The sequence below is a fragment of the Gilliamella sp. Imp1-1 genome (assembly GCF_001690415.1).
GTDB lineage: Bacteria > Pseudomonadota > Gammaproteobacteria > Enterobacterales > Orbaceae > Gilliamella > Gilliamella bombi.
On record NZ_LZHK01000082.1, the window covers coordinates 1 to 407 of the forward strand.

General features: G+C 39.8%; 1 protein-coding gene. It reads left to right on the forward strand.

Annotated features, from left to right (window positions below; all coding sequences use genetic code 11):
- Positions 1-407: IS30 family transposase (locus A9G38_RS07270; RefSeq protein WP_141671759.1), on the forward strand; the 407-nt coding region annotated here is incomplete at both ends.

Consider the following 407-nt stretch of genomic DNA (forward strand, 5'->3'; position numbering starts at 1 on the left):
CCGATATAAACGGTCAATTAAACAACGTCCAAGTTATGTAGAAAGCCGGAAAACGCGAGGACATTTGGAGGGAGATACGATTATTAGCCGTAAAGACAAGCAAGCATTGGTGACATTAGTTGAACGCAAAACAGGGCTAGTATTAATTGGGCGCCTCAATCAACGTACCGCCTCCGAAACGAGAGATATGATAATAAAATTGCTAACGCCGTTTAAAAAAATGGTTAAAAGCATCACCTTTGATAATGGAACCGAATTTAATTATCATCATGCTATTGAGCATTATTTAAACACCACCGTGTACTTTGCGGAGCCTTATAAAAGCTGGCAAAGAGGCACAAATGAAAACACCAATGGCTTAATACGTCAGTTTATACCTAAGTCAGCGGCCATTTCATTAGTTGACG